The sequence below is a fragment of the Geobacter benzoatilyticus genome (assembly GCF_017338855.1).
Lineage (GTDB): Bacteria > Desulfobacterota > Desulfuromonadia > Geobacterales > Geobacteraceae > Geobacter > Geobacter benzoatilyticus.
This window is the reverse complement of record NZ_CP071382.1, coordinates 136,786-160,683: the sequence shown is the minus strand read 5'-3', so window position 1 is coordinate 160,683 and position 23,898 is coordinate 136,786. Positions and strand designations below refer to the sequence as shown.

Sequence of the window (23,898 nt, the reverse complement as noted above, 5' to 3'; positions counted from 1 at the left end):
TGACGGTTTTGGTTTGAATGTGTTACAAAAGGTATCTGCTGAAAGGAGAAACAGTGTCGAAGAGCTTTGCCGAAGAACTGGAGATTCTGAAAGCCCGGGGGCTTCATCGGAAGATGCGCCGGATTGCCGGGAGCCAGGGGAGCAGGGTTGTCGTGGATGGGAAGGATTCGCTTCTCCTCTGCTCCAACAACTACCTTGGCCTGGCCGGCCACCCGCGCCTGGCCGAGGCGGCGATCAGCGCCGTGGAGCGCTACGGCACATCCAGCGGCGCCTCGCGGCTCGTCTCCGGCAACATGGAGCTCCACGCCCTTCTCGAAGAGCGCATCGCCCGCTTCAAGGGGACCGGGGCCGCACTGGTATTCAACTCCGGCTATGCCGCCAACAGCGGCATCATCCCGGCCCTGGCGGGGAAGGGGGACATGGTCTTCTCCGATCGGCTAAACCATGCCAGCATCGTGGACGGCTGCCTCCTGTCCCGTGCCACCATGGTCCGCTATCCACACAATGATATTGCCGCCCTGCGGCGTCTGCTGGAGCGGCACCAGACCGCCGGGCGCCGCCTCATAGTCACCGACGGTGTTTTCAGCATGGATGGAGACCTGGCCCGCCTTAGGGAACTGGTGGAACTCAAGCGGGAATTCGGCGCTCTTCTCATGGTGGACGATGCCCATGGTACCGGGGTTTTGGGCGCTACCGGCCGGGGGAGCGCCGAAGTGCAAGGGGTCCTGGAGTCGGTCGATATCCACATGGGGACTCTCGGCAAGGCCCTCGGCAGCTTCGGCGCCTACGCCGCCGCTTCTGAGGAGATAGTCGACTACCTGGCTAACCACGCCCGCAGTTTCATCTTTTCAACGTCTCTTCCCCCGGCGGTTCTGGCCGCTTCCCTTGCCGCCATCGATTTGATCGATTCTCCCGAAGGGGCAGCACTGCGGCAGCAACTGGACCGCAATACCGTATTTTTCCGCGAAGGGCTGAGTGCCGCCGGTTTCGACACCATGGGGAGCGAAACCCAGATTGTCCCTCTGTTTGTGGGGGGGGCCGAGCAGACCATGGCGTTTACGGCGCGGCTTCTGGAGGAGGGGGTCTTTGCCCAGGGGATCAGGCCCCCGACGGTGCCTGCCGGGACCTGTCGGCTCCGCTGCACCCTGATGGCGACCCACACGGAAGATGACCTTGCCGGTGCCCTCGAGCGCATGGCCAGGATCGGTCGCGAACTGGAGGTCGTCTGACCTATGCCGTTTCTGGAAACGTCCGGCAATGTCAAGCTCCATTATGAGGAGGCGGGTGAGGGGTTCCCGCTCGTTTTCATCCATGGCTGGGCCATGTCCGGAAGCGTATGGGCTTACCAGCGCCCCCTCGCGGAAAGATTCCGCGTCATCAATCTTGACCTGCGGGGGCACGGGAAATCATCCCCCGCGTCGGGGTATTCATTTGGCGATTTCGCGTCCGATGTTGCTCTCCTGTTTGACCGGTTGGGGCTCCGCCGCGCGGCCCTGGTGGGGTGGTCCATGGGTGCCCAGGTTGCACTTGAGTCAATCGCGCTGCTGGGAGATCGTGTCGCTGCGCTTGTTCTCGTCGCCGCGACTCCAAAATTCACCGCTGCCGATGGGTGGCCCCATGGCCTTCCCGCCACTGAGGCCCGAGGGCTCGGCCTGCGTCTCAAGCGTGATTACGATGGGACACTGGGCGCATTCTTCCGGCGGATGTTTGCCGAGGGCGAGCTTACCCGCGACCAGTACCAGGGCATCGTCCGGGATATCGTCGTCCCCAGGCCCCTCCCGGATCCCGCAGCGGTTCAGGCAGCGCTGGCAACCCTTGCCGAAGGGGACCACCGAGCCCTCCTGGCCGCCATCACCTCCCCGACTCTCGTTGTCCACGGCGAAAGGGATTCAATCTGTCCGCCCGGCGCCGGACGGTATATTGCCGATGCCATACCCGGTGCGCAGTTTCTCATAATGGGGGAGGGGCACGCACCGTTCCTTTCGCGGCCGGAGATGTTCAACCGTAAGCTCAGCGAATTCATTGCCGGGGTGATCGGCCGTGATTGACCGTTCCAAGGTGCAGCGATCCTTCCACCGCCAGGCATGCGAGTACGACAATCATACCGTTGTCCAGAAGAGGGTCGTGGCCCGGCTTCTCGATATCTTGTCCGAAGAGGGGGAGACCCCTTCGCGGATTCTCGACGTGGGAACGGGCACCGGGCTTCTTGCACGGCATCTGGCAGATCGCTACCCGGATGCATTCCTCTCGTGCATTGATCTGGCCCCGGGCATGGCGGTTGTGGCCCGGCAGCGCCTCGGCCGGCGGGGCCTGGTGGCCGTAGCCGATGCGGAACACCTTCCATTTGCGGGGGAAGCCTTCGATTGCGTCGTTTCCGCCTCCACCTTCCAGTGGCTCACCACCCTCGATAACGCTTTCGGGGAGGCATGGCGCGTGCTCGCGCCCGGAGGGCGCTTTGCCTTCGCCCTTTTCGGCCAAGGCACTTTCCATGAACTGAAAACTTCGTACCGTGCTGCCCTTGCTTCATCTGGCCGTGCCGGAGAGGACCGAACCCAGCGCTTTTTCCCGGTGGATGAAGTGAGTGCTGCGATGACGCGGGCCGGATTCGCGGCCTGCCGCGTCCTATGCGAGGATGAGGTCGAGCGCCATCCCGATGTGCCCACATTCCTTCGAGCCGTAAAACGGGCCGGCGCCGGCAATGCTTCGCCACTTCCTTCGCGGGGGCTTGCGGAGCGGCGGGTAATGGTGGAGATGATGCGGGTTTACGGGGAACTGTTCGGCGACGGCGACGGGATACCAGCCACATATTCAGTTATCTATGGGGCGGGAGTTAAGGTGCCCTGAAAAGGCTGTTGAAAGGTATTGACGCAAAAAAATCCCCTGCCGTGGCAGGGGATTTCTGGTTCTTGTCGAATGGGTGGAGCCGGTTAGCCGAGAACGGCGATGAGCTTCTTTGCCAGGGGATGAACCACGGTGTAATGCACTTCTACCCCATCCCTCTTTCCTTCAATTATCCCTTTGTTCTTAAGGAGTGCCAGGTGCTGGGAAACGGTTGCCTGGGGAAGGCCGAGGCATTCCCATATATGCTTAACGTTGCATTCCCTTGTGCAGAGGCCGGCTACGATCTTGAGACGGACCGGATGGCCGAGCACCTTGAAGATTTCAGCTTCATCAGAGAAGTTCCTGTTGACGTCGAAGTCCATGAGTCCAGTCCTGTGGGGCGGGGCCGTGGCGTTATCCTGTAACGTGCACCGCTCCTGTTTTTAATAATAATCCAGATATATTTATATTGTCCCAGGCCGCTCTTGTCAAGGAAAAGGTGCCCTTCAGGAAAACAGTTTGTTGCTGAAATGACAGGCTGCCAGATGTTCTGAAGCCTTCTCTTCCAGGGGGGGGCGTGTAGTGGCGCAGACCGGCTCAGCGTATGGGCAGCGGGGATGAAAGGGGCACCCCGGCGGCGGGTCGAGGGGGGTGGGCGGTTCTCCGTTCAGGATGATCCGTTTCTTTTGAGGTGTGGAGGCCACTCGTGGGACGGCCGAGAGCAGCGCCTCCGTATAGGGGTGCCGGAATCGGTTGAAAATATCCTCACGGTGGCCGGTTTCGACGATTCTCCCCAGGTACATGACCGCCACCCGGTCGCTCAGGTGCCGAATGACGGAGAGGTCGTGGGCGATGAAGAGATATGAGAGCCCAAGAGTTTTCTTCAGCTCGTCCAGGAGGTTGATTATCTGGGCCTGAATGGAGAGATCAAGGGCCGATACCGGCTCGTCGGCAACGATCAGTTTCGGGGAGACCGCCAGTGCACGGGCGATGCCGATACGCTGCCGCTGACCTCCGGAAAACTCGTGGGGGTAGCGGTTGATCTGCTCTGCCGAGAGCCCCACCATTCCCATGAGCTCCAGTACTTTCTTGCGGTGGCCTTCATTCGGTACGAGGCGGTGTATTGCAAGGGGCTCGCCGATAATCTCTCCGACCCTCATCCGCGGATTCAGCGATGAGAAAGGGTCTTGAAAGATCATCTGCACGTCTTTTCGGAAGGCCGCACGCTCATCCTTTGTCGCAGATTCCAGATCCTTGCCCCGAAAGCGTATGGTTCCGCCGTCGGGTTCAAGGAGTCCCATCAGGATTTTTCCCACGGTGGACTTGCCGCATCCCGATTCACCTGCAAGCCCGAGGGTTTCGCCGGGCCGGATCTGCAGCGTCACCCCGTCAACGGCTTTCAGCGTCTTGCGGGTGGCAAAGGGAGTCGGCCTCACCGCAAAGGACTTAGCTATATCTTCAGCTTCGATAAGGGGTGTTGTCATCGGTATTTCCAGCACCGGACGCGGTGCCCCGGCGCGATCTCCTTCAGTTGGGGCTGTTCTTGGCCGCATTCCCATTGTTTGTCGGGGCAGCGAGAGCAGAAACCGCAGCCGGGGATCTCTTCCAGAAGGCTTGGGACATGGCCGGGTATTGTCGTGAGGGGGCGGCCCGGCTCGCTTCGCTGGGGGAGGGAGGCAAGCAGCCCCTCGGTATAGGGGTGGAAGGGCGAGGAGAGGAGTTCGTGGGTCGGTCCCTCTTCCACGATCCGTCCCGCGTACATGACGAGGGTGCGATCGGCACGCTCGGCCACTACGCCCAGGTCATGGGTGATGAGCATAAGGGCCATCCGGTTCTCTTCCCGCAACCGGTCCATGAGTTCCAGTATCTGCGCCTGGATGGTAACGTCAAGGGCAGTGGTCGGTTCGTCCGCAATTATGAGCCTTGGCTTGCAGGCAAGGGCCATGGCGATCATAACCCTCTGGCGCATTCCGCCCGAAAGCTGGTGGGGGTAATCGTTGAGCCGATCGGCAGGGGAGGGGATACCCACCTGGGCCAGCAACTGTGCTGCTTCCTCAAGGGCTTCATGCCGGGAGAGGCCCCGGTGAATGATCAGCCCTTCCGCAATCTGCCTGCCGATGGGAAAAACCGGGTTCAGGGAGGTCATAGGCTCCTGGAAGATCATGGCGATCCGGTTTCCGCGGATGCGTCGCATCTCGTCTTCGCTGAGGCGGAGGAGGTCTTGCCCCTCAAAAATGATTTCGCCGGACGCGATTGTTCCCGGTGGTAGAATGAGGCGCAGAAGCGACAGCGCGGTTACACTTTTGCCGCATCCCGATTCTCCAACGACGGCGACGGTTTCCCCCTCGGCAACGGAAAAATCGATGCCGTTCACTGCATGAACGTCTCCCTCGGCAAGGCGGAAACGGGTGGTAAGTCCTCTGACGGTAAGAAGGTCCGGCACGATGGAGATTCCTGAACGGGTAATTTGTTGTGCGTCGGTGCGTTGTGGATCAGGGCGCCTTTATACCATGAGCGGAGGGAAGGGGGCAAATTGTAATGCGGATAACGGGCCGGATGGCCGGATTAAAAGGTCCGGACGCTGTAGCCGCTGATGGGGACCACTTTCCGCGACTCACGGGGAAGATTTTCCCTGTTAAAGGAAAAACCGAAGATGCCGCTCTCGATGAGTTCAACGAAGTGCGGCACAAGTTCGGGATCAAACTGACTGCCGGCATGGTCCAGCAGCTCCTTGACAGCTGCTTCAACCGGAAGAGCCTTGCGGTAAGGGCGGTCCGAGGTCATGGCATCGAAGGCATCGGCGATGGCCAGGATGCGTGATTCAGGCAGCAGCTTGTCTTTGGCGATGCGGTTGGGGTAGCCTCTGCCATCGAAGCGCTCGTGGTGCTGGCCGATGCAGATCCGCACATCCTTCAGGAAATCGATGGGTTCCAGGATTTTCATGCCGATGACAGGATGTTGCTGAAGAGCGTGAACATCTTCGGGCGAAAGCTCCCCCTCTTTGTGGAGCAGGGTGAGGTCGATGCCGATTTTGCCGATGTCGTGGAGAATGGCGGCCCGTTCTATTACCTTGAAACGGTCTGGAGCAAGGGAAAGTTTTCGGGCCAGCTCCACCGAGTACCGGGTTACCCGTTCCGAGTGGCCGCGGGTGTAGCTGTCGCTTGCCTCGATGGCTGAGACGAGCGCCTGAATCGTGTGGAGGTAGGTGGACTGCTGCTCGTCATAGAGCTGGGCGTTCTTTATGGCAATGCTTGCCTGGGCGGCGATAGTGACCAGGAGTTCCAGTTCCTCGGCATTATAGGTGGAGTTGTCGAGCTTGTTGACGACAGTGATGGTGCCGATGATTTCGTCTTTGACGAGAAGCGGCGCGCAGATCAGGTTCTTCCGTTCGTACCCGAGGGCGCTGTAACGGTCGAACTGGGGGAAATCGTTGATGTCGGGTATGAGGAGAGGGGTGCGGTTCTCGATGACCCAGGTCGAGACGCTTGAAGGCTTCATCGGTATGGTGGTGGCGGCTTCATCTGGAATTTCGTGCCCCTTGAGGGTGGTGACGTGGAGGTCCTGCCCCGACGGGTTGTAGAGGATGATGTAGCCGATCTCCGCTTTTAGCGTCTTGACTGTCGTTTCCACGATAAGATCGAAGATTTTTTCGCTTTCCATGGTGGAGTTGACGGCAAGCCCGACCTTGTAGAGGGTTGAGAGGCGGTCTACCGCTCTGCCCAGGTTGGTGTTCTTGTCTTCCAGTTCGCTTGCCAGGTCGGCTATGCGGTAGTTCGCCTCTTCGATTTCCTCGATTCTCTCCTCCATGCTGACGTTGAGGTTCTCAATCTCCCGGAGCTGATCCTCTAGCTTCTGGTTTACGAGGTGCATCTCGTGGTGGTGGGCAAGTTTCGACTGGGTCAAGGCCAACTCACGTTCGTGGCTTACGGCGGTATCCATGTAGTAGCGGAGCTTCTTTGCCATCATGTTGAAATTCTTGGCAAGGGCGCTCATCTCGGTGCTGCTGGTGAAATTGGCCTGCACGTTGAAATCGCCTTGTTCAACCCGCTGCATTAACTTGAATATCGTGTTCAGTGGGCGATTTACGTACGTGTTGAGGAAGATGAATATCGTAAGGAGGATGAGCAGAACCAATAAAATCATCGATATGGACATGAAGAGTTTGTCTTGGTCCAGATACGATTGCAGGTAATCGATGGAGAGGTCGATCTCCAGGGCTCCGAGAAGTGGGGTGTCGGCGCTGTGACAGGCGTGGCAGGCCGGCTTGTTGTAAATTGGAGCAATGCTTCTGAAAATCTTCTCGCTGTTCGGGGTTGTGATAGGAGTTATGGCAATTTGCTTGCCGTTTTTAAACATCTCGAGCTCGTCAGGGGTGACCTGAAAACCGATTTCCCTACTGATGGCGGAGTTGAGAATGAGACCTCTTTCGTCGAAAATGCGGAGGTTCCGGATTCTTTCCCTGCTCTTTAATTGGGAGAGAATATGTTGAACCTCATCGGTTCTGCCGCTCATCATCACATTCTCGATGGTGTGCTGTACCGTAGTGGCAAGAAGGACGGCATTCTGGGCCGAGACCTGCATTATCAGACGTTTCTGGTGCTGGTACTCCAGAAGGTTGACAACGAAGACGAGCACAACCACAATGAGGGTTATAGTCCCTAGTATTTTGACTTTGAGTGAATTCATTGGGTCAACTTGCCGAATGCCCTGTGCTGAGGCGGATATCCACCAGTGCTGTATTGGCCCGAGTTGGTCTTATGGCGTTACGCGTCAAAAAAATGGAAGCCTTCAGTCTTCGTTTGAGGCTTTGTTGCAGGTGGTTCGCCCGCCAATGGGTACACCTGTACAAAGCTGCGTGAACAGCGGGTTCCGCCCCCTAAACGCTTGACATTGAATTGGTCTGCACCTATGATTACCATCCGTCGCGACAAGGGTCAATGTGTATGTTTTATAAAGGTTAAGCAAATCAGTTGCCAAGATTTGTATGCTAAAAGGGATGCTTCTTCCATCTCTTTGTTTTTTTTAGCAGTGTGGCCGAAAGTTTTTAATCGGAAGGTTGTCCCGTCATAGTGAGGCATCTGTTTGCCATAGCAGCTCTTATTCTGCTGATTGCGGGAAGCGGTTTCGCTGCGCCGCTTCCATTGCAGGATAGTATCCGGGTTGCCCTCATAAAGGGTGCTGATAGCGTCAGGGTCGACGGCGACGGTCTGCTTGCGGCTGATGGAAGGGGTGAGCCGCTTCGCCTGGCCTTTCCCGCTCAAGTGAGGCGCGCAGGAGGTTATCTTTCCGTAAGCGGACAGGCCGTTGACCGGCTCACTGTTGCCTCGCCTTCTACCATGGTGGTCAACGGCAAGCGTTACCGTGGCGCCATTGAGATCATCCCCTTTGACAAGGGGATTCTGGTCGTGAACGAGCTTCCGCTTGAGGATTACCTGGTTGGCCTCATCAATTGCGAGATTTCGTCCCAGTGGCCCATCGAATCGGTGAAGGCTCAGGCTGTGGTCGCGCGAACCTACGCTTATTATCAGAAAAGGGCCCGTGCGGGGGCCTTGTATCATCTGGAGTCATCGGTCCTTGACCAGGTCTATGACGGGTGCGAGATTGAGGATAGCCGTGCGGCCCGGGGAGTGCATGAAACTGCGGGAGAGATACTTGCCTACGGCGGGCAGCCGATTCAGGCATTCTATCATTCCAACTGCGGCGGCCGCACAGAGGTGCCGGAGAACGTATGGGGGGTTCGCCTTCCCTATCTTTCAAGCGTGGACTGCGCATACTGCGCCGCAAACCCGGCAATCCGCTGGGAGTATTCCGTTCCTCTCAAGAAGCTTGAGATGCTCCTGAAGGGTGGGGGCGTCCAGGTTTCGGGCTTACGGGATGTAAGGGAGGGAAAGCGGAACGACAGCGGCAGGCTCGTCGATCTCTCACTTGCCTCTGCCGGAGGGACGACCGTCGTGACAGCGGTTAACTTCCGCAAGATAGTCGGTTATACCGCCATCAAGAGCACCAATTTTACGGTCAGGCTTGCGGCTGATTCTGTCCATTTCTCGGGCACCGGATATGGGCACGGGGTGGGACTTTGTCAGTGGGGCGCAAAACAACGGGCATCCGACGGCTTCTCCTACCGGGAGATTCTTGCCTACTACTATCCCGGTGCATTGCTGGGCAAGGTTCAACCGGGGCAGGGTGCCGATGCGCGTTGACGATTTCAGCTTCGACCTGCCTCCGGAGTTGATTGCCCAGGAACCGCTCGAGCGGCGTGATGCGACCCGCCTGATGACGGTCGACCGGTTGCGTGGAGAGATCGGAGAATTTCCTTTTCGAGAAATAATCCGGCTTTTCCGTCCGGGCGACCTGCTGGTTGTCAATGACACCCGCGTCATCCCGGCTAGGTTTTTCGGCGCCAAGGAGAGTGGCGGCCGCGTTGAGGTCTTTCTGGAGCGGAGGCTTCCCTCCGAAGGGGAACAGTGGCAGTGCCTGCTCCGCTCTTCCAAGCCGTCGCGGGCCGGAACCCGGATCCTGCTCCCCGGGGGGGTAACGGCGGAAGTCCTGGGACGGGGCGAAGGGGATACCTGGCGCCTTTCATTTTCGCCGGTTTCCGGATTCGATGAGTGGATGGAACTGCATGGGGCAATGCCTCTGCCTCCCTACATAAAGAGGAGTGCGGCCGACGCCGACCGTGAGCGCTACCAGACGGTTTTCGCCAGGCACCAGGGGGCTGTTGCCGCTCCGACAGCCGGTCTTCACTTTACTTCAGAACTACTGGAGGAAATCGGGGCGCAAGGGGTCGAGATCGCTCCCCTAACCCTTCATGTGGGGCTCGGCACGTTCATGCCGGTCAGGGTTGAGAATGTTGAGGAGCACCGGATGCACCGGGAGCGATTCAGTATTTCTCCCGCCACTGCTGATGCGGTCAATTCTCGGAAGAAGTCCGGGGGACGAGTGATTGCCCTCGGCACCACGGTGTGCCGCACTCTGGAGCATGCCGCCGGCGATGATGGAACCGTAACGGCAGGTGAGGGGGAAACCGGCATCTTTATTTATCCCGGTTACCGGTTCAGGGCGGTGGATGCGCTGGTCACCAATTTTCACCTCCCGCAATCGACTCTGCTCATGCTTGCCTCGGCCTTTGCCGGCAAGGAGCTTCTCTTCAGGGCCTACCAAGAGGCTGTGGCGCGGCGTTTCCGTTTTTTCAGCTACGGTGACGCAATGTTTATCTATTAAGCCGCTAGCCGTCAGCCGCTAGCCGCTGGAAACCAGGGCGGATTTTGATTCACTTCAAACTCATAAAGCAGGATGGCAGGGCTCGCCTCGGCTCTCTGACAACTTCCCGCGGCACCATCGAGACGCCGATTTTCATGCCGGTGGGTACTCAGGCCACCGTGAAGGCGATGACGCCCGAGGAACTCACGGCCATAGGCGCCCAAATCATCCTGGCCAACACATATCATCTTTACATCCGGCCCGGCCATGAACTGATCGGACGGATGGGGGGGCTGCACCGCTTCATGCACTGGGACCGGCCTATCCTGACGGATAGCGGCGGGTTTCAGGTTTTCAGCCTGAACGATTTGCGCAAGATAAGCGAGGAGGGGGTGAAGTTCCAGTCCCATCTGGACGGCTCTTACCATTTTATCACTCCCGAGTCTGCAATCGGTATTCAGGAGGCCCTGGGGAGTGATATTGCCATGTGCTTTGACGAGTGCACTCCCTATCCCGCCACCCATGACTACGCCCGCCGCTCCATGGAGATGACCACCCGCTGGGCCAGGCGCTGCAAGGATGCCAGAACTCGGGAGGACCAGGCTCTCTTCGGTATCGTCCAGGGGGGAATGTACCGGGACCTTCGCGAGCAGAGTGCAGCGGAACTCCGGGAGATCGGCTTCGACGGCTATGCCGTGGGAGGTCTTTCGGTGGGGGAGGAGAAGGAGCTCATGTACGAGGTGATGGAGTACGCCTCTCCCACGCTCCCCGAGGATAGACCCCGTTATGTGATGGGGATCGGCGCTCCCGAGGATCTGATTGAAGCCGTCTGGCATGGCTTCGACATGTTCGATTGCGTGATGCCTACGCGGAATGCCCGCAACGGGATGCTTTTCACCTCCTTCGGGCGGGTTAACATCAAGGGTGCCGCATATGCCGAGGACACCGGCCCCCTCGATCCGGAGTGCGACTGCTACGTCTGCCGCAATTACAGCCGAGCCTATTTGCGGCACCTGTACCGCTCGGGGGAAATTCTTTCCTCCCGGCTGAATACGTATCATAATCTGCATTACTATCTTTCCCTCATGGCACAGGTGCGGGCCGCCATAGCCGAGGGGAGGTATGCCGAGTTCCGGCGTGAGTTCTACGCAAAGAGAGAGTTGAAGGGGCAATCGTAGCGATTGCTCCATAATAAAACAGGGGAAACCATCGGTTTTGCCCCAGTTATAAATCGTTCGGAGGTTATACAATGTTCGGAGTCGCTTTTGCCATGGCCGCACAACCTGGAGGAGCCCAGCCCGGTGGCGCCATGGGCGCATTTCAGGCAATCCTGCCCCTCGTTTTCATGTTTGCCATCTTCTATTTTCTGCTGATCCGTCCCCAGCAGAAGAAGGCCAAGGAGCACCGCGCCCTGCTCGACTCCCTGAAGAAGGGAGATCAGGTGGTTACCGCCGGCGGCATCCATGGGAAGGTCAGCGCCATAGACGGTGACGTCATCCTCCTTGAGATTTCCACTGGAGTCACGATCAAAATCTCCAAAGGCTATATCGCAAACCTGAAGAAGGACTAGGCCCTTTCGGGTCTGAAAGGAGTTTCGCGCATGCCAAAGGGGCTTACCTGGCGTTTTGGCCTAATACTGTTGTTCATTTTTCTGTCGTGCCTCTATCTGACCCCGACTTTCGTATCACCGCTTCCTTCATGGTGGACTGGGCTTCTCCCCAAGGACAGGATCAATCTCGGTCTTGACCTACAGGGGGGAACTCACCTGGTGATGGAGGTGGAGATACAGAAGGCGGTGGAGGGAGCGCTTGACCTCATCGCGAGCGATCTTGAGGACAGCCTTTCCTCCAAGACTATCCGTTTCAAGAAGATCGGGCGGATTTCGTCCGACCGGATCCAGCTCACCTTCTACGACCGGGGTACCGCCGATACCGTCCAGAAGATGGTCAAGGAAAAATATCCGACCCTTGAGCTTGTCCCCCCCTATGACGAGGGTGGATTTGTGAGCATGCAGCTGCGAATGGGGGAGAAGGAAGCCCAGGAGCGCAAGGATCGCGCCGTGGCCCAGGCCCTGGAGACGATTCGAAACCGGATTGACCAGTTCGGGGTTTCAGAGCCGGTCATTGCCAGGGAAGGTCTCACCAATATCGTGGTCCAGCTCCCCGGCATCAAGGACCCCAAGCGTGCCATCGAGCTCATTGGCCGCACGGCGCGCTTGGAATTCAAGCTGGTTGAGGAGGGGATCGACCCGGCAACGGCGACACCGGGCACCATTCCCGAGGATGCGGAGCTTCTCATGGAGAAGAAAACCGATCCCACGACCGGCGCCGTGACTGAAATTCCGCTCGTGGTTAAGAAAAAGGCCATGATTACCGGCGATCTTCTCACCGATGCCCAGGTGAGGATCGATTCCCAGTTCAACCAGCCCTATGTGGCAATTGACTTCAACTCAACGGGGGCCCGCCTCTTCGACCAGGTGACCGCCGCCAATGTGGGGAAGCGTTTTGCCATAGTGCTTGACAGTAACATCTATTCCGCGCCGGTTATCCGTGAGCGGATTTCCGGGGGGAGCGCCCAGATCTCCGGTTCTTTCACCGAGAAGGAAGCTGCCGACCTTGCCATTGTGCTTAGGGCAGGTTCCCTTCCCGCTCCGGTCAAGATTATCCAGAACGAGACGGTCGGCCCGTCCCTTGGCCAGGATTCCATCAACAAGGGGCTTCTCGCCGGCCTTGTGGGAATCGGTCTCGTTATTGCCTTCATGGCACTCTATTACAAACTCTTCGGCATTGTGGCCAACTTCGGCATGGTGCTTAACGTGGTTTACCTCATGGGGGCGCTGGCTGCCCTGGGAGCAACCCTTACATTGCCGGGCATTGCCGCCATCGTTCTTTTGATAGGAATGTCCGTTGACGCCAACGTCCTCATATTCGAGCGGATCAGGGAGGAGCTGCGCCTCGGGAAACCTCCCAAGGCTGCTCTGGATGCCGGTTATGATAAGGCTTTCCTTACCATCATGGACTCCCACGTGACGACTCTCATTACGGCGGCCGTTCTCTTCCAGTTCGGTACTGGTCCGGTCAAGGGTTTTGCCGTATCGCTGAGCCTGGGGGTCATTATCAACCTGTTCACCGCTCTCGTTGGCACCAAGTCGATATTCGACTTTGTCCTGTCGCGCCTGCATGTCAAGCGTCTGAGCGTCTAGGGGGAGTCCATGGAAATTATCGGAAAGACACATTTTGATTTCATGGGGAAGAAGAAGATTTCCTTCGCCATATCGATAGTAATAGCCATCCTCGGCATCATCGGCATCGTGCGGATTGCAATGGGAACCGCCAACATGGGGATTGACTTTTCCGGGGGTACCGCCATTCAGCTCAAGTTCTCCCAGCCGGTGCACATCGAACGGGCTCGGGCGGCTTTGGCGAAGCACGGCCTCAAGGATGCCAACCTTCAGGAAATTAAAGACGGCAACAAGCTCCTGGTGAAGATTGGCAAGACTTCGCTCCCCCAGGGCAATGCCGCCGAACTGATTCAGGCTGCCTTCCAGAAGGAGTTTGCCGGCAATGCCTTCGTGGTGGAGAGTTCCACCGAGATCGGACCGGCCATCGGCGATAAGCTCCGCAAGGACACCCTGATCGCCGTGGCAATATCACTGATTGCCATTGTTATTTACATTGCCTGGCGGTTCGATTTCAAATTCGGGGTGGGCGCTCTAGTGGCAACCCTCCATGACGTTCTTGCGATGTTTGCGGTTTTCTTGATATTGGACAAAGAGGTCAATCTCCTTTTCATTACCGCTGTTCTTACCATCGCGGGATATTCGCTCACCGATACGGTCGTCGTATTCGACCGCATCAGGGAGAACCTTCACAAAAACACGAAGGATTCTCTCGAGTCGATTTTCAACTTCAGCATTAATGAAGTTCTTTCCCGGACAATCATCACTGCGCTTACCACCTTTCTGGCCGCAGGGTCCCTTTACTTCTTCGGCGGAGAAGTTATCCACGACTTTGCCCTTGCCCTTGTTGTCGGTATTCTGGTTGGTATCTACTCGTCGGTATTCGTTGCAAGCCCCATTGTCGAGTTGTGGGGCCGCCGGATAAAGACCAGCAAGGCGTAAAGGCGGGAGGAGACGATAATGAGCAAGGAAACTGTACTTTATGTTGTTATTGCGCTTCTTGTCGGCATCCTCGGGACCGTTCTCGTGACGGGGGTAGCCAACAAGCAGAAGACGGCGCCGCCTGCCGCCGGAATCCCGGCCGGCGGCGGTTCCCCGGTGGATTACCAGCAGCGCATCACCGAGGCTGAGAAAATAGTTGCCGCTGACCCGAAGAATTTGCAGGCCTGGGTGCAACTGGGGAATGACTATTTCGACACCGACCAGGCAAAGAAGGCCATAGATGCCTACGGCAAGGCGCTTGAACTCGACCCCAACAACGCCAATGTGCTCACCGACCAGGGGATCATGTTCAAGCGGGTCGGGTGGTTCGACCGCGCCATCGCCAACTTCGAGAAGGCCCAGCAGCTGGACCCGAAGCATCTGCAAAGCCTCTACAATCTCGGGGTCATATACATGGCAGACCTGAAACAGCCTGCTAAGGCGGTGAAATACTGGGAACGCTACCTGGAGCTCGATCCAATGAGCCCGAATTCCCAACAGATTCGGTTAATGCTGGATGAGGCCAAGGGGATGGGGCAATCATCACCTCCCCAGGGAAATGTTTTTTCGAAGTGACACAGTGACATTGAATTCCCCGCTCCGGCGGGGTTTTTTCTTTTGGAGCTTTTGTGCGGGGGGAAGGAATGAAGCCGGTCGCCGAAAAACGGTGGATGATTCGTGAATGTGACCGGGAGACCGTATCCGGGATAACACGGGATATTCCGGTTTCACCCATAGTCGCCCGGTTGCTTGCCAATCGGGGGATAACCGACAGTGTCGCGGCAGGCCGTTTTCTCTCACCTTCGCTGACGGATGTGAGCAATCCGTTTCTGCTAAAGGGGATGGAGGAGGCAGTGTCCCGTCTCTGCGCGGCGCGGGAGCGGGGAGAAACGGTCTGCGTCTACGGCGATTACGATGTGGATGGAGTCACTTCCACGGCATTGTTGATTCATTTTTTTCGTGCGGTAGGCATTCGTTGCTTCTACCATATTCCCAACCGTTTGGAAGAGGGGTATGGCCTGTCCGATGCGGGGCTGCGAACAGTGGCCGGGCGCGCGCAGGTTGTCGTCTCCGTTGACTGCGGGATAAACGCCGTGGCAGAGGCTGAACTTTGCGCTTCTCTGGGGCTTGACCTGATTATTACCGATCACCACACCCCCGGCTCGCTTCTCCCCCGGGCCTGTGCCGTCATCAATCCCCTTCAGCCAGGATGTCCATTTCCATTCAAGTCTCTGGCCGGCGTCGGCGTAGCTTTTAACCTGATGGTGGCTCTCCGTGGCCGGCTTCGCGAGGAGGGGGCATTCGCAGGCCGGAGAGAGCCGAACCTGCGTGAATATCTCGATTTCGTGGCCCTCGGGACCATCGCCGATGTTGTCCCTTTGACCGGTGATAACCGGATTTTCGTGAAATATGGGCTTCGGGAGCTCTCAGAATCTCCCCGTGCCGGAGTGAAGGCCCTCAAGGACGTGGCTGGTGTGGCCGATGCCGTGGGATGCGGCGCCGTAGGCTTCAGGCTTGCCCCCCGGCTCAACGCTGCCGGCAGGCTGGAGGATGCGGCGAGGGGGGTAGAACTCCTTCTTGAGGAGGATCCGGCCCGTGCTGCGGCCATTGCCGCGGAACTGGACGCGAGCAATGCTGAACGCCAGGCCATTGAGGGGCAGATTCTGTCCGACGCCCTTGACCGGATTCAGAACAATTCGGCCATGAAGGGTAAAAAAAGCATTGTTCTTGCATCGGATGCGTGGCATCCGGGAGTTATCGGGATCGTTGCCTCGCGGATGGTTGATCTCTTTCATCGGCCCACGGTTCTCATTTCGCTTCAGGATGGCAATGGGCGCGGATCGGGACGCAGCATTCCGGGTTTCAACCTCTACGATGCCCTTGATGCCTGTGCCGGGGACCTCGTGAAGTTTGGCGGGCACCGCTATGCCGCGGGACTTTCCATTGACGGGGCATGCCTTGAAAGTTTCATTGCCCGCTTTGAGGAGGTTTCCGCAAGCAGATTGTCTGCCGAAGACCTTGTGCCGGTGCTGCGTGTGGACGCGGAGCTTTTGCCCGGCGAAGTGACGCCGGACCTGGCGAATGCCATAGCTTCCCTTGCACCCTTCGGTGCCGGCAATCCTGAGCCGCTGTTTGTATTGCGGGGTATGGAGATGGCACAACGGATACCGATTCGCGGCAATCATCTCAAGCTGCGTTTTGCTGTGCCCGGGGGGATGCTCGATGCTATCGGTTTTAATCTCGCCGGGAAGGTGGGCGGCCTTTCCGGTGCCGTGGATGTAGCCTTTACGCTGTGCTGGAACGAGTGGAATGGCCGGAAAAATCTACAAATGAATCTTAAGGATATTATGCAGCCGGGGACAGGTGCTGAAAAATGTTGAGGGAAGAGCGTTTCAATAGGGCTGACCGGATAATCGCGGTCGGGTTCTGGTTCAACGCGGGGCTCATGGTCATGAAGCTCCTTGCGGGCTATTTCGGGAAGTCCGACGCAGTCTTCGCCGACGGTTTGGAAAGCGCCTGCGATTTTGTGGCAATCCTGGTCACTATGATCGCGCTGAAAGTCGGCCGTCAACCGTTTGACCCGAAGCACCCCTATGGTCACGGCAAGGCGGAGAGTATCGCGGCAGTTGTCGTTTCGCTGGTCATTTTTGCAACCGGCTTCGGCATACTGATAAAAGCAATTCATACGGTTGTGGACCGCACCTATCAAACCCCCGATCTGATTGCGGTATTCGCGGCGGTGAGCACCATTGCCGTCAAGGAATGGCTCTACCGCTATTCCGTTTCACGGGGAAAGCGCCTTGAAAGCCCCGCTCTGACTGCGGTGGCGAAGGATCACCGCAAGGATGCCGTAACATCGGTAGCCACGCTGATCGGCGTTGGCGGAGCCTATCTCGGGGCAGGTGTCATGGACCCGCTGGCGGCGGGTCTTACGGCGTTTTTCATCTTTCACATCGGATACGAAACCTTGGCGGGGGCAATACACGATCTCATGGATGGAAGCCCTTCGGAGGACCTGATCCGCGCTTTGACGACTTTGGCCGAAGGGGTGGACGGCGTTGAGCACGTCCATGAAATCAGGGGGCGGCGTTCGGGCCAGTATCTGATAGTGGATCTCAAGCTCGAAATGGATCCGGATATGACGGTAAAATGCTCCCACGATATCGCTACCACGGTCAAGCGGCGTATCTTCGAACAGTTTCCCAACGTGGGGGACGTAATGATTCATATAAATCCCCATGATGAAGAACATGAGGATCTGATCCGGCTATAAATGAAGAGAGCTGCCACGGAGTACCCGTTTTTGATGGTGCTCCGAAAAGTGGTCCTGAAATTGCATGGTTACCGTCAGCGATTGCCAGATTTATAGTCAGATAGCTGTTGACATTGAAAACATGGTCATGTGACTATCCCATTCCAAGGGAATACTAATGATCACCATCCTCTTCATTTCAGATGACCCACGGGTCGCCGATCTAATTGCCAGATTTCAGCCTCAGCTCAAAGGCCGGATGAGGCTCTCGCACGATTTCGATCAGGGGCTCAAAGAGGTATTCGATAACAGGCCCTCTGCCGTGTTCATTCAGGGAGACATCTCGGGGATTTCCGGCGAAACCGTGGCGCGTCATATAAAGACCCTCCTCCGCGGGGAGGCGCCGCGTATTGTACTGATGCACTCAGTGCCCCCGGCGGTGCAGGGCGCGAAAAAGTGGTTTGATTATGCAGTTGATTTCTCGTGTTCCCAGGACGAAATTGACGAACAGTTCAAGTTGCGGTTGCTTGAGATTGCTCCCGGACATTGGCAGGAAAATGAGGGTAAGCGGCCCGGTTCACCGGAAAGCGTTGCTGATGTCAATGGGGATGATGCTTCTATCCCCGGTTTGACGCATGCTGCTGAATCCGAACCTTTTGAGTGGGAGAGCGACGGCCATTTCGAACCTTCTGCGGAAGAACCGCTGTATTCGACGGAAAATCCATGTCCTGCCGTTGAGGGATACGATGCTTCGCCGGATGATGTTCAGTCGGTTCTTGTTGGAAGGGGTATAGAGGCCGGCTCTTCGGATGTGCCGTCGCACCGTGCCCTGCCCAGCGAAGTGATGGCCACGATCATTGAAGAATCAGTAACCACCCAGTCTGCAGCAATGGAGTTGCATCCTTCGTCTCCTCCCCCGGTCATTTCTTCGCCAATTGTGCCCCCTCGTGCAGAAAAGCCAATCCCTGCTTTTTCGCCGCCGCCGGTTCCCCCTTCCAGGGAGACGGCGGCTCCCGCTGAACAGCCTGCCGCATCCCTTTCTTCCTTCAGTGCCGATGCCACTTTGGGGGGGAACGTGCGGGCCGCTGTTCCCCCGCGTACTACGACGCATGGGGGGGAGGCGGGGAGGCGTCTTTCCCTGTGGGCTGGTGCCATCGTGCTGCTCCTCATCGGCGGGGTGGCGGGGGGGATTCTGCTGTTGAAGGGAGAAGATGGCAATCGTAACCCTGCCTCCAAGCCTGCGGTCAGTCCGGCAAAACCGCTCCGCGAATCGTCAGCGCCGGCGCCTGTGGCCAAGGCTGCTTCTGCCGCTGGGCTCCCTTCATTTATTCCCGCGTCCGGAAAGGACCGTGGATTCGGTAAGACCCATCCCGGCTGGGAGCGCTACCGCGGCCACGGGGTGGAATACCGTATCTTCCGCGAAAACGGCCGGTTGAAAGCGCTTCAGGTACTTGCCCTGAACGGTAAAGCTATACCGGAATCCCATATTGCAACTATTGTCAAAAAGCTGACTGGAAGCGAGACCCGCACGGTATTATCCCAGTCGAAAAAAGGGGCATACCGGCGGGAAGTACTCAGGGTTGCAGGGAATGGAGAGCTTGTTCTATACCGCAAGGGAAGCGGCATCCGCGGAGGAGTCATAACATTTGACTGAGATCTGATGTCGGCGGTTTTCTGAATTACAAATCCGGAATTCTGCATTGACAGGTGGGGAATATTTCCCCATCCTTCATAAATATTTGATATTACTTATATCTGAAAACGGGAGATGCAATGATAGCTGCCCCTACTCGACAAGCGGTTGCCATAGCAGTTGCCGCGGTTGCCTTTTGCATTGTGCCGCCGCAGGCGCGTGCCTTGGATCCCCGCTTTGATCTCGACCCTGATGTGCTCGACAAGAGTGCTGAACCGTCCGCCGGCTACAAGCGGGGGCGACCTGTTCGCAAAATTAGAAGTTCTGCCGCCGGGATGTCTGACTATACCGTCAGGCCGGGCGATCACATTTTCAAGATTCTCATGAAAGAATATGACCTCTCCAATGCAGAGGCCGAAGCCCTTATCCCGGAAGTGAAGCGTCTCAACGGGATCTCGGACATCAGGAGGCTGCAGGTGGGGCGGTCGCTCCGCATTCCGCTGGCTCATCGACGCGAGCAATTTCCCGTTGCCGAAAAAGTGCAGCCGAAACGGCTTCATACTGCGTCCGGCCGTGCTGACGGCAGGCCTGTGCCGGCAGTTTCGGTCGCAGGCGGTGACGAAAGGCCCGTGGGCCATTCCATGCGGATGATGAGTCTCGCCTATAATCAGGAGCCGGCAAACCTTGACGCAGTTCGTCAGGCCTGGAGCGGCCTCGTTTCTTCCCAGCCGGTTGATTCTCGTCCGATTTCCATCGAGGATGCGAACTTTTCCCTGTCACTGGATCCTGAATCCTTTCCTTCGTTTCCGGCAGCCGATGGGGGGAGGGTGCTGGTGGATGCCGAAGGGAAGATTCCGCCTCTCGTGAGAGCACTCATCGAGGGGAAGGACCCGTCCGTCCGCATCGTTTCCGAGAGCCCCCGCAATCGCAAGCGTTTTATGGCTTCACTTCTTGAGAGTGCCCGTTTTTATTCGGTGGAGGACAATGTATCCCTCTCGTTCGGTGCCGATCCAAAACTGACGGTTAATGCCGATTTCAAAATTGAAAAGACTCCTGAAAGCGTCCTGAGCCATGACGTTGTACTTATGAACGTCGAGGAGTACCGGCGTGGCATGCCGTCATCCCTGGTCCAGTTTCTCCGGCGCGAGGGGTTCCAGGTGGTTGAGCCTTTCCCCGGCCGGGAGGGGGCTTCGCCGCGTGGAGGGCAGACCCTTTATCAGATTACGGCCCATGAGACACGGGGGATGGTTGACGGCCTTCTGAGGGCCCTCAATGTCCGCTACGAGGCGGACCGCAGCGTTGAGCTTTACGGGATGGCTGACGGGGGGCTCAAGCTTGATGTGCGGGCCGACCGCTACTTCGAGGATGGTCGTGACCGCTACGTTGTGAGCTATTTCGACGGCGATCCGGTTTCCTATACCCTCACGAGGCTTCTGGAGACGCGGGGGTATCGAGTCGTTGTCCTTGATCCTAAGGACGATTTCCGGAAGGTTTCGGAAAAAATCCTTTCCAGGCTGCGGCTGCCCGGAGTGTTTGCCCAGCACGACCTTTTCCAGTACCGGGACGCACCCTACGGCATCCGGATGTCGGGGGTACGCCTGCGCAGCCAGGGCGCGGGAGGCGAAACCGTGTTCCTCACCAATGTGGAGCTCGATCCGCTTTTCAGGGATATCCTCGACTACAACGGCTATTCGGTCATTTCCTACTAAAAGGAGTTCCCTGCTTCCATGTCTGCCAAAAAGGTCGGCGAGATACTTGTTGAGAACCGGTTGATTAGTGAGGATCAGCTTCGTGAGGCCCTTGAGCTCCAGAAGGTGTTCCCCGATCAGCCCGTTGGCAGACTCCTCTGCAAGCTCGGCTTCCTTTCCGAAAACGAGCTTTCCTATATCCTGGAACAGACCGGCAAGCGCCAGAAGCTGGGCGACATTCTCCTGCGCGAACGGCTCATCGACCAGGAACGGCTTGACCAGGCCCGTGCCGTTGCCAAGCGCGACGGCATTACGTTCGAACGGGCGCTGCGCAAGCTCCGTTTCGTGGAAGAGGAGCCCCTTGCCAAAGCAGTGGCGCTCCAGTACGACCTATCTTTCGTGCACATCAATACCCTTGAGATAGAAGCGGAACTGGCCCGCTATATAAATCCTTCCTTTGCCCAGAAGCAGCGGATTGTCCCAATTTCCAAGATCGGCAACACCATTACCCTGGCGATGGCCTATCCAATCAAGCTCCAGGAACTCAAGGATTTCGAGCAAAGCATCCGGGCGCGGATAATTCCGGTTATCGCCACGGAGAGTGAGATACTCACGGCGCAACAGCGGCTGTATCGCACGTCTGTCAGCACTGCGGCGTCCTTTGACGAGAGCGATCTGGAGATTGGGCCGGGAAGCATTTCGGAAATTCTGGGCGCTAATGCCGAAGACGAACCCGATATTGAGGATGAGGTCAAAAAAGTATCCGAGCGGGACAGCATCATTGTGAAGCTCGTCAACAAGATTATCTTTGATGCCCACCAGAGCCGAGCCTCGGACATTCATATCGAGCCCTATCACGGAAAGAACGACATTGTTGTCCGGATGCGCGTGGATGGCCGGTGCAAGGTCTATCAGCGCATACCATACCGGTACAAATACGCGATTCCGTCCCGCCTCAAGATCATGGCCGACCTTGACATTGCCGAGAAGCGGAAGCCCCAGGACGGCAAAATCAATTTCAAGAAGTTCGGTCCCCTTGACATGGAGCTCCGCATCGCCACCATGCCCACGGCCGGCGGACTCGAAGATGTGGTGATCCGGCTTGTCAATACCGGCGAGACATTCTCCTTCGACAAGCTTGGGCTGACTGATCGGAACATGCGCATCTTCAGCGAGGGGGTCACCAAGCCGTACGGTCTGGTTCTCGTGGTGGGGCCTACGGGGAGCGGTAAAACAACCACGCTCCATGCGGCAATTTCCCGGATAAACAGCCCTGAAGTTAAAATATGGACCGCCGAAGATCCGGTGGAAATTACCCAGAAGGGACTGCGGCAGGTGCAGATCAACCCACGGATCGGCCTCACTTTTCCGGCGGCGCTCCGTTCGTTCCTGCGGCTCGACCCCGACGTCATCATGGTGGGTGAGATGCGGGACGAGGAAACCGCTTCCATTGCCGTGGAGGCTTCCTTGACCGGGCACCTGGTCCTTTCCACGCTTCACACCAATTCCGCCCCTGAAACCGTAACGCGCCTTCTGGAGATCGGACTCGATCCATTCAGCTTTTCCGACTCCCTTATCTGTATCGTTGCCCAGCGTCTTGCCCGCCGTCTCTGTGAGGAGTGCCGCGAGATCTATCGCCCCGATAGGCAGGAACTTGCTGAGATTATCGAGGAGTACGGCGAAAAGCAATTTGCCGCCACCGGCCTTGTGGGCAACGAACTCGTTTTGGCCCGTGCCGTTGGCTGCCCTTCCTGCGGCCAGACCGGCTACCGGGGGCGTCTCGGAATCCACGAAGTGCTTGAATGCACTGACGGCATGAAAAGCCTTATCAAAAAACGGTCTGAAACCGAACTCATTCGCCGTCTCGCCATGGACGAAGGGATGACGACTCTTCGCCAGGACGGTATCCTCAAGGTGTTCCAGGGGCTTACCGATATTCAAGAGGTTCGGAAGGTCTGCCTCAAATGATGTTTGTGTAAACCAGAAAAGATTTGCATTTTTGCCCCCTTTTCGATACAGTACCCCCTCCACGGCTTGTCCGCTTACTCCCCACCGGATGGTCCCATACGCACAATGGATACCCTTAAAGAGTTGCGTCGTGATATCGATGCCATTGATGATCAGATTCTGGATCTCCTGAACCGTCGCTCCGCGCTGGCCATAAAAGTCGGCAGGATCAAGGCGGGGGAAAACCGTGATTTTCACGCTCCGAGCCGCGAACGGGAGATCTACGAGCGGCTTACGGCCAAAAACCCCGGTCCGTTCCCGAGTGAAGCGGTCCGAAGCGTTTTCCGCGAGATCATCTCCGCTTCCCTCTCCCTTGAGGCGCCGATGAAGGTTGCTTTCCTGGGCCCCAAGGCAACATTCACCCATCTTGCCTCCATGCAGCACTTCGGCCTGTCGGCGGAACTCGTCCCCCAGAAGTCGATCCCCGCTGTTTTTGAAGAAGTCGGCAAGGGACATGCCCTCTATGGCGTGGTCCCCGTTGAAAATTCCACCGAGGGGATGGTCTCCCACACCCTCGACATGTTCATGGAGAGCGAGCTCAAGATCAACGCGGAGGTGCTCCTGGAGGTCTCCCATGATCTCCTCTCCCGCACGGGCCGCCTTGAGGACGTGAAGAAGGTCTACTCCCATCCGCAGGCCATTGCCCAGTGCCGCAACTGGCTCGAAGAGAACCTGCCGGGTGTGCCGGTGGTGGATGTGGCGTCCACGGCGCTGGCCGCTCAGATCGTTGGCGAGGATTACAACGCTGCTGCCATTGCCAGCGAATTCGCCGCAACGCTCTACGATCTGAAAGTGGTGCGAAACAGGATCGAGGATCAGGTTAACAATTTCACCCGCTTCCTTGTGGTGGGGCGGAAAATGGCCGATCCCTGCGGGGATGACAAGACTTCCCTCATGTTTTCAGTAAAGGATGAGCCGGGCATTCTCCACCGGATGCTGGAACCCTTTGCCAAACGCGGAGTCAACCTTTCCAAGATCGAGTCGCGCCCCCTCAAGAAAAAGGCCTGGGAGTACATCTTTTTCCTCGACCTGTCCGGGCATGTCTCCGATCCAGTGGTGGCCGACGCGGTTCAGGAACTGAAGAATTACTGCCAGTTCGTGAAAATTCTCGGATCTTATCCCAGGGCGAAATAAACTA

General features: G+C 57.5%; 20 protein-coding genes. 16 read left to right on the top strand and 4 right to left on the bottom strand.

The window, feature by feature from the left end; genetic code table 11:
* Positions 1 to 17 precede the first annotated feature (17 nt).
* The 3 genes from bioF to JZM60_RS00730 are packed head-to-tail and all read left to right on the top strand — an operon-like array spanning position 18 to position 2,844.
* A complete protein-coding gene (bioF, locus tag JZM60_RS00740) occupies positions 18 to 1,229 on the top strand; it encodes an 8-amino-7-oxononanoate synthase (RefSeq protein WP_207163648.1) in 1,212 nt (403 codons plus the stop codon).
* A gap of 3 nt (positions 1,230 to 1,232) precedes the next feature.
* The gene (locus tag JZM60_RS00735) at positions 1,233 to 2,048 is read left to right on the top strand and encodes an alpha/beta fold hydrolase (protein WP_207163647.1); all 816 of its coding nucleotides are present in this window, start codon (positions 1,233 to 1,235) and stop codon (positions 2,046 to 2,048) included.
* Positions 2,041 to 2,844 carry a methyltransferase domain-containing protein gene (locus tag JZM60_RS00730; RefSeq protein WP_207163646.1) on the top strand — a complete coding sequence of 268 codons (804 nt, stop codon included), beginning with the start codon at positions 2,041 to 2,043 and terminating at the stop codon, positions 2,842 to 2,844. The genes JZM60_RS00735 and JZM60_RS00730 overlap by 8 nt, the downstream gene beginning before the upstream one ends.
* 83 nt (positions 2,845 to 2,927) lie before the next feature.
* Here JZM60_RS00730 and JZM60_RS00725 read toward each other — a convergent pair whose 3' ends face one another.
* The 4 genes from JZM60_RS00725 to JZM60_RS00710 form a co-directional block, all read right to left on the bottom strand.
* Complete coding sequence (locus tag JZM60_RS00725) at positions 2,928 to 3,203, bottom strand: ArsR/SmtB family transcription factor (protein ID WP_207163645.1); 276 nt, start codon at positions 3,201 to 3,203, stop codon at positions 2,928 to 2,930.
* A 123-nt stretch (positions 3,204 to 3,326) separates the two neighbouring features.
* Positions 3,327 to 4,304 (bottom strand): ABC transporter ATP-binding protein, encoded by a 978-nt coding sequence (locus JZM60_RS00720; protein ID WP_207163644.1) that lies wholly within the window; start codon positions 4,302 to 4,304, stop codon positions 3,327 to 3,329.
* The gene (locus JZM60_RS00715; RefSeq protein ID WP_207163643.1) at positions 4,301 to 5,263 is read right to left on the bottom strand and encodes an ABC transporter ATP-binding protein; all 963 of its coding nucleotides are present in this window, start codon (positions 5,261 to 5,263) and stop codon (positions 4,301 to 4,303) included. Before JZM60_RS00715 ends, JZM60_RS00720 begins: the two co-directional genes overlap by 4 nt.
* A 122-nt stretch (positions 5,264 to 5,385) precedes the next feature.
* The gene (locus JZM60_RS00710) at positions 5,386 to 7,506 is read right to left on the bottom strand and encodes an HD domain-containing phosphohydrolase (RefSeq protein ID WP_207163642.1); all 2,121 of its coding nucleotides are present in this window, start codon (positions 7,504 to 7,506) and stop codon (positions 5,386 to 5,388) included.
* Between the two features lie 380 nt (positions 7,507 to 7,886).
* On the opposite strand from JZM60_RS00710, the gene JZM60_RS00705 reads away from it, so the two are divergent.
* The 13 genes from JZM60_RS00705 (at position 7,887) to pheA (ending at position 23,894) form a co-directional block, all read left to right on the top strand.
* A complete protein-coding gene (locus tag JZM60_RS00705; protein ID WP_420907833.1) occupies positions 7,887 to 9,020 on the top strand; it encodes a SpoIID/LytB domain-containing protein in 1,134 nt (377 codons plus the stop codon).
* Positions 9,010 to 10,041: a tRNA preQ1(34) S-adenosylmethionine ribosyltransferase-isomerase QueA gene (gene queA / locus JZM60_RS00700; RefSeq protein ID WP_207163640.1), complete on the top strand. Its 1,032-nt coding sequence runs from the start codon at positions 9,010 to 9,012 to the stop codon at positions 10,039 to 10,041. Before JZM60_RS00705 ends, queA begins: the two co-directional genes overlap by 11 nt.
* Positions 10,042 to 10,085: 44 nt before the next feature.
* Positions 10,086 to 11,198 (top strand): tRNA guanosine(34) transglycosylase Tgt, encoded by a 1,113-nt coding sequence (gene tgt / locus JZM60_RS00695; protein ID WP_207163639.1) that lies wholly within the window; start codon positions 10,086 to 10,088, stop codon positions 11,196 to 11,198.
* A gap of 71 nt (positions 11,199 to 11,269) precedes the next feature.
* Complete coding sequence (gene yajC, locus JZM60_RS00690) at positions 11,270 to 11,590, top strand: preprotein translocase subunit YajC (protein WP_207163638.1); 321 nt, start codon at positions 11,270 to 11,272, stop codon at positions 11,588 to 11,590.
* 30 nt (positions 11,591 to 11,620) lie between these two features.
* On the top strand, positions 11,621 to 13,222 hold the full coding sequence (secD, locus tag JZM60_RS00685) for a protein translocase subunit SecD (protein WP_207163637.1): 1,602 nt from the start codon (positions 11,621 to 11,623) through the stop codon (positions 13,220 to 13,222).
* A gap of 9 nt (positions 13,223 to 13,231) precedes the next feature.
* The gene (gene secF / locus JZM60_RS00680) at positions 13,232 to 14,140 is read left to right on the top strand and encodes a protein translocase subunit SecF (protein ID WP_207163636.1); all 909 of its coding nucleotides are present in this window, start codon (positions 13,232 to 13,234) and stop codon (positions 14,138 to 14,140) included.
* 18 nt (positions 14,141 to 14,158) lie between these two features.
* Positions 14,159 to 14,755 carry a tetratricopeptide repeat protein gene (locus JZM60_RS00675; protein ID WP_207163635.1) on the top strand — a complete coding sequence of 199 codons (597 nt, stop codon included), beginning with the start codon at positions 14,159 to 14,161 and terminating at the stop codon, positions 14,753 to 14,755.
* 68 nt (positions 14,756 to 14,823) lie between these two features.
* Positions 14,824 to 16,560, top strand: a complete 1,737-nt coding sequence (recJ, locus tag JZM60_RS00670) for a single-stranded-DNA-specific exonuclease RecJ (protein ID WP_207163634.1) — start codon at positions 14,824 to 14,826, stop codon at positions 16,558 to 16,560.
* On the top strand, positions 16,554 to 17,453 hold the full coding sequence (locus JZM60_RS00665) for a cation diffusion facilitator family transporter (RefSeq protein ID WP_207163633.1): 900 nt from the start codon (positions 16,554 to 16,556) through the stop codon (positions 17,451 to 17,453). The genes recJ and JZM60_RS00665 overlap by 7 nt, the downstream gene beginning before the upstream one ends.
* Positions 17,454 to 17,610: 157 nt before the next feature.
* Positions 17,611 to 19,086 (top strand): response regulator, encoded by a 1,476-nt coding sequence (locus tag JZM60_RS00660; protein ID WP_207163632.1) that lies wholly within the window; start codon positions 17,611 to 17,613, stop codon positions 19,084 to 19,086.
* Positions 19,087 to 19,205: 119 nt separating this feature from the next.
* On the top strand, positions 19,206 to 20,774 hold the full coding sequence (locus JZM60_RS00655) for a LysM peptidoglycan-binding domain-containing protein (protein WP_207163631.1): 1,569 nt from the start codon (positions 19,206 to 19,208) through the stop codon (positions 20,772 to 20,774).
* Positions 20,775 to 20,792: 18 nt separating this feature from the next.
* Positions 20,793 to 22,721, top strand: coding sequence for a GspE/PulE family protein (locus tag JZM60_RS00650; protein ID WP_207163630.1), 1,929 nt, complete (start codon positions 20,793 to 20,795; stop codon positions 22,719 to 22,721).
* 105 nt (positions 22,722 to 22,826) lie between these two features.
* Positions 22,827 to 23,894, top strand: coding sequence for a prephenate dehydratase (gene pheA / locus JZM60_RS00645; protein WP_207163629.1), 1,068 nt, complete (start codon positions 22,827 to 22,829; stop codon positions 23,892 to 23,894).
* The last annotated feature ends 4 nt before the right edge of the window (positions 23,895 to 23,898 follow it).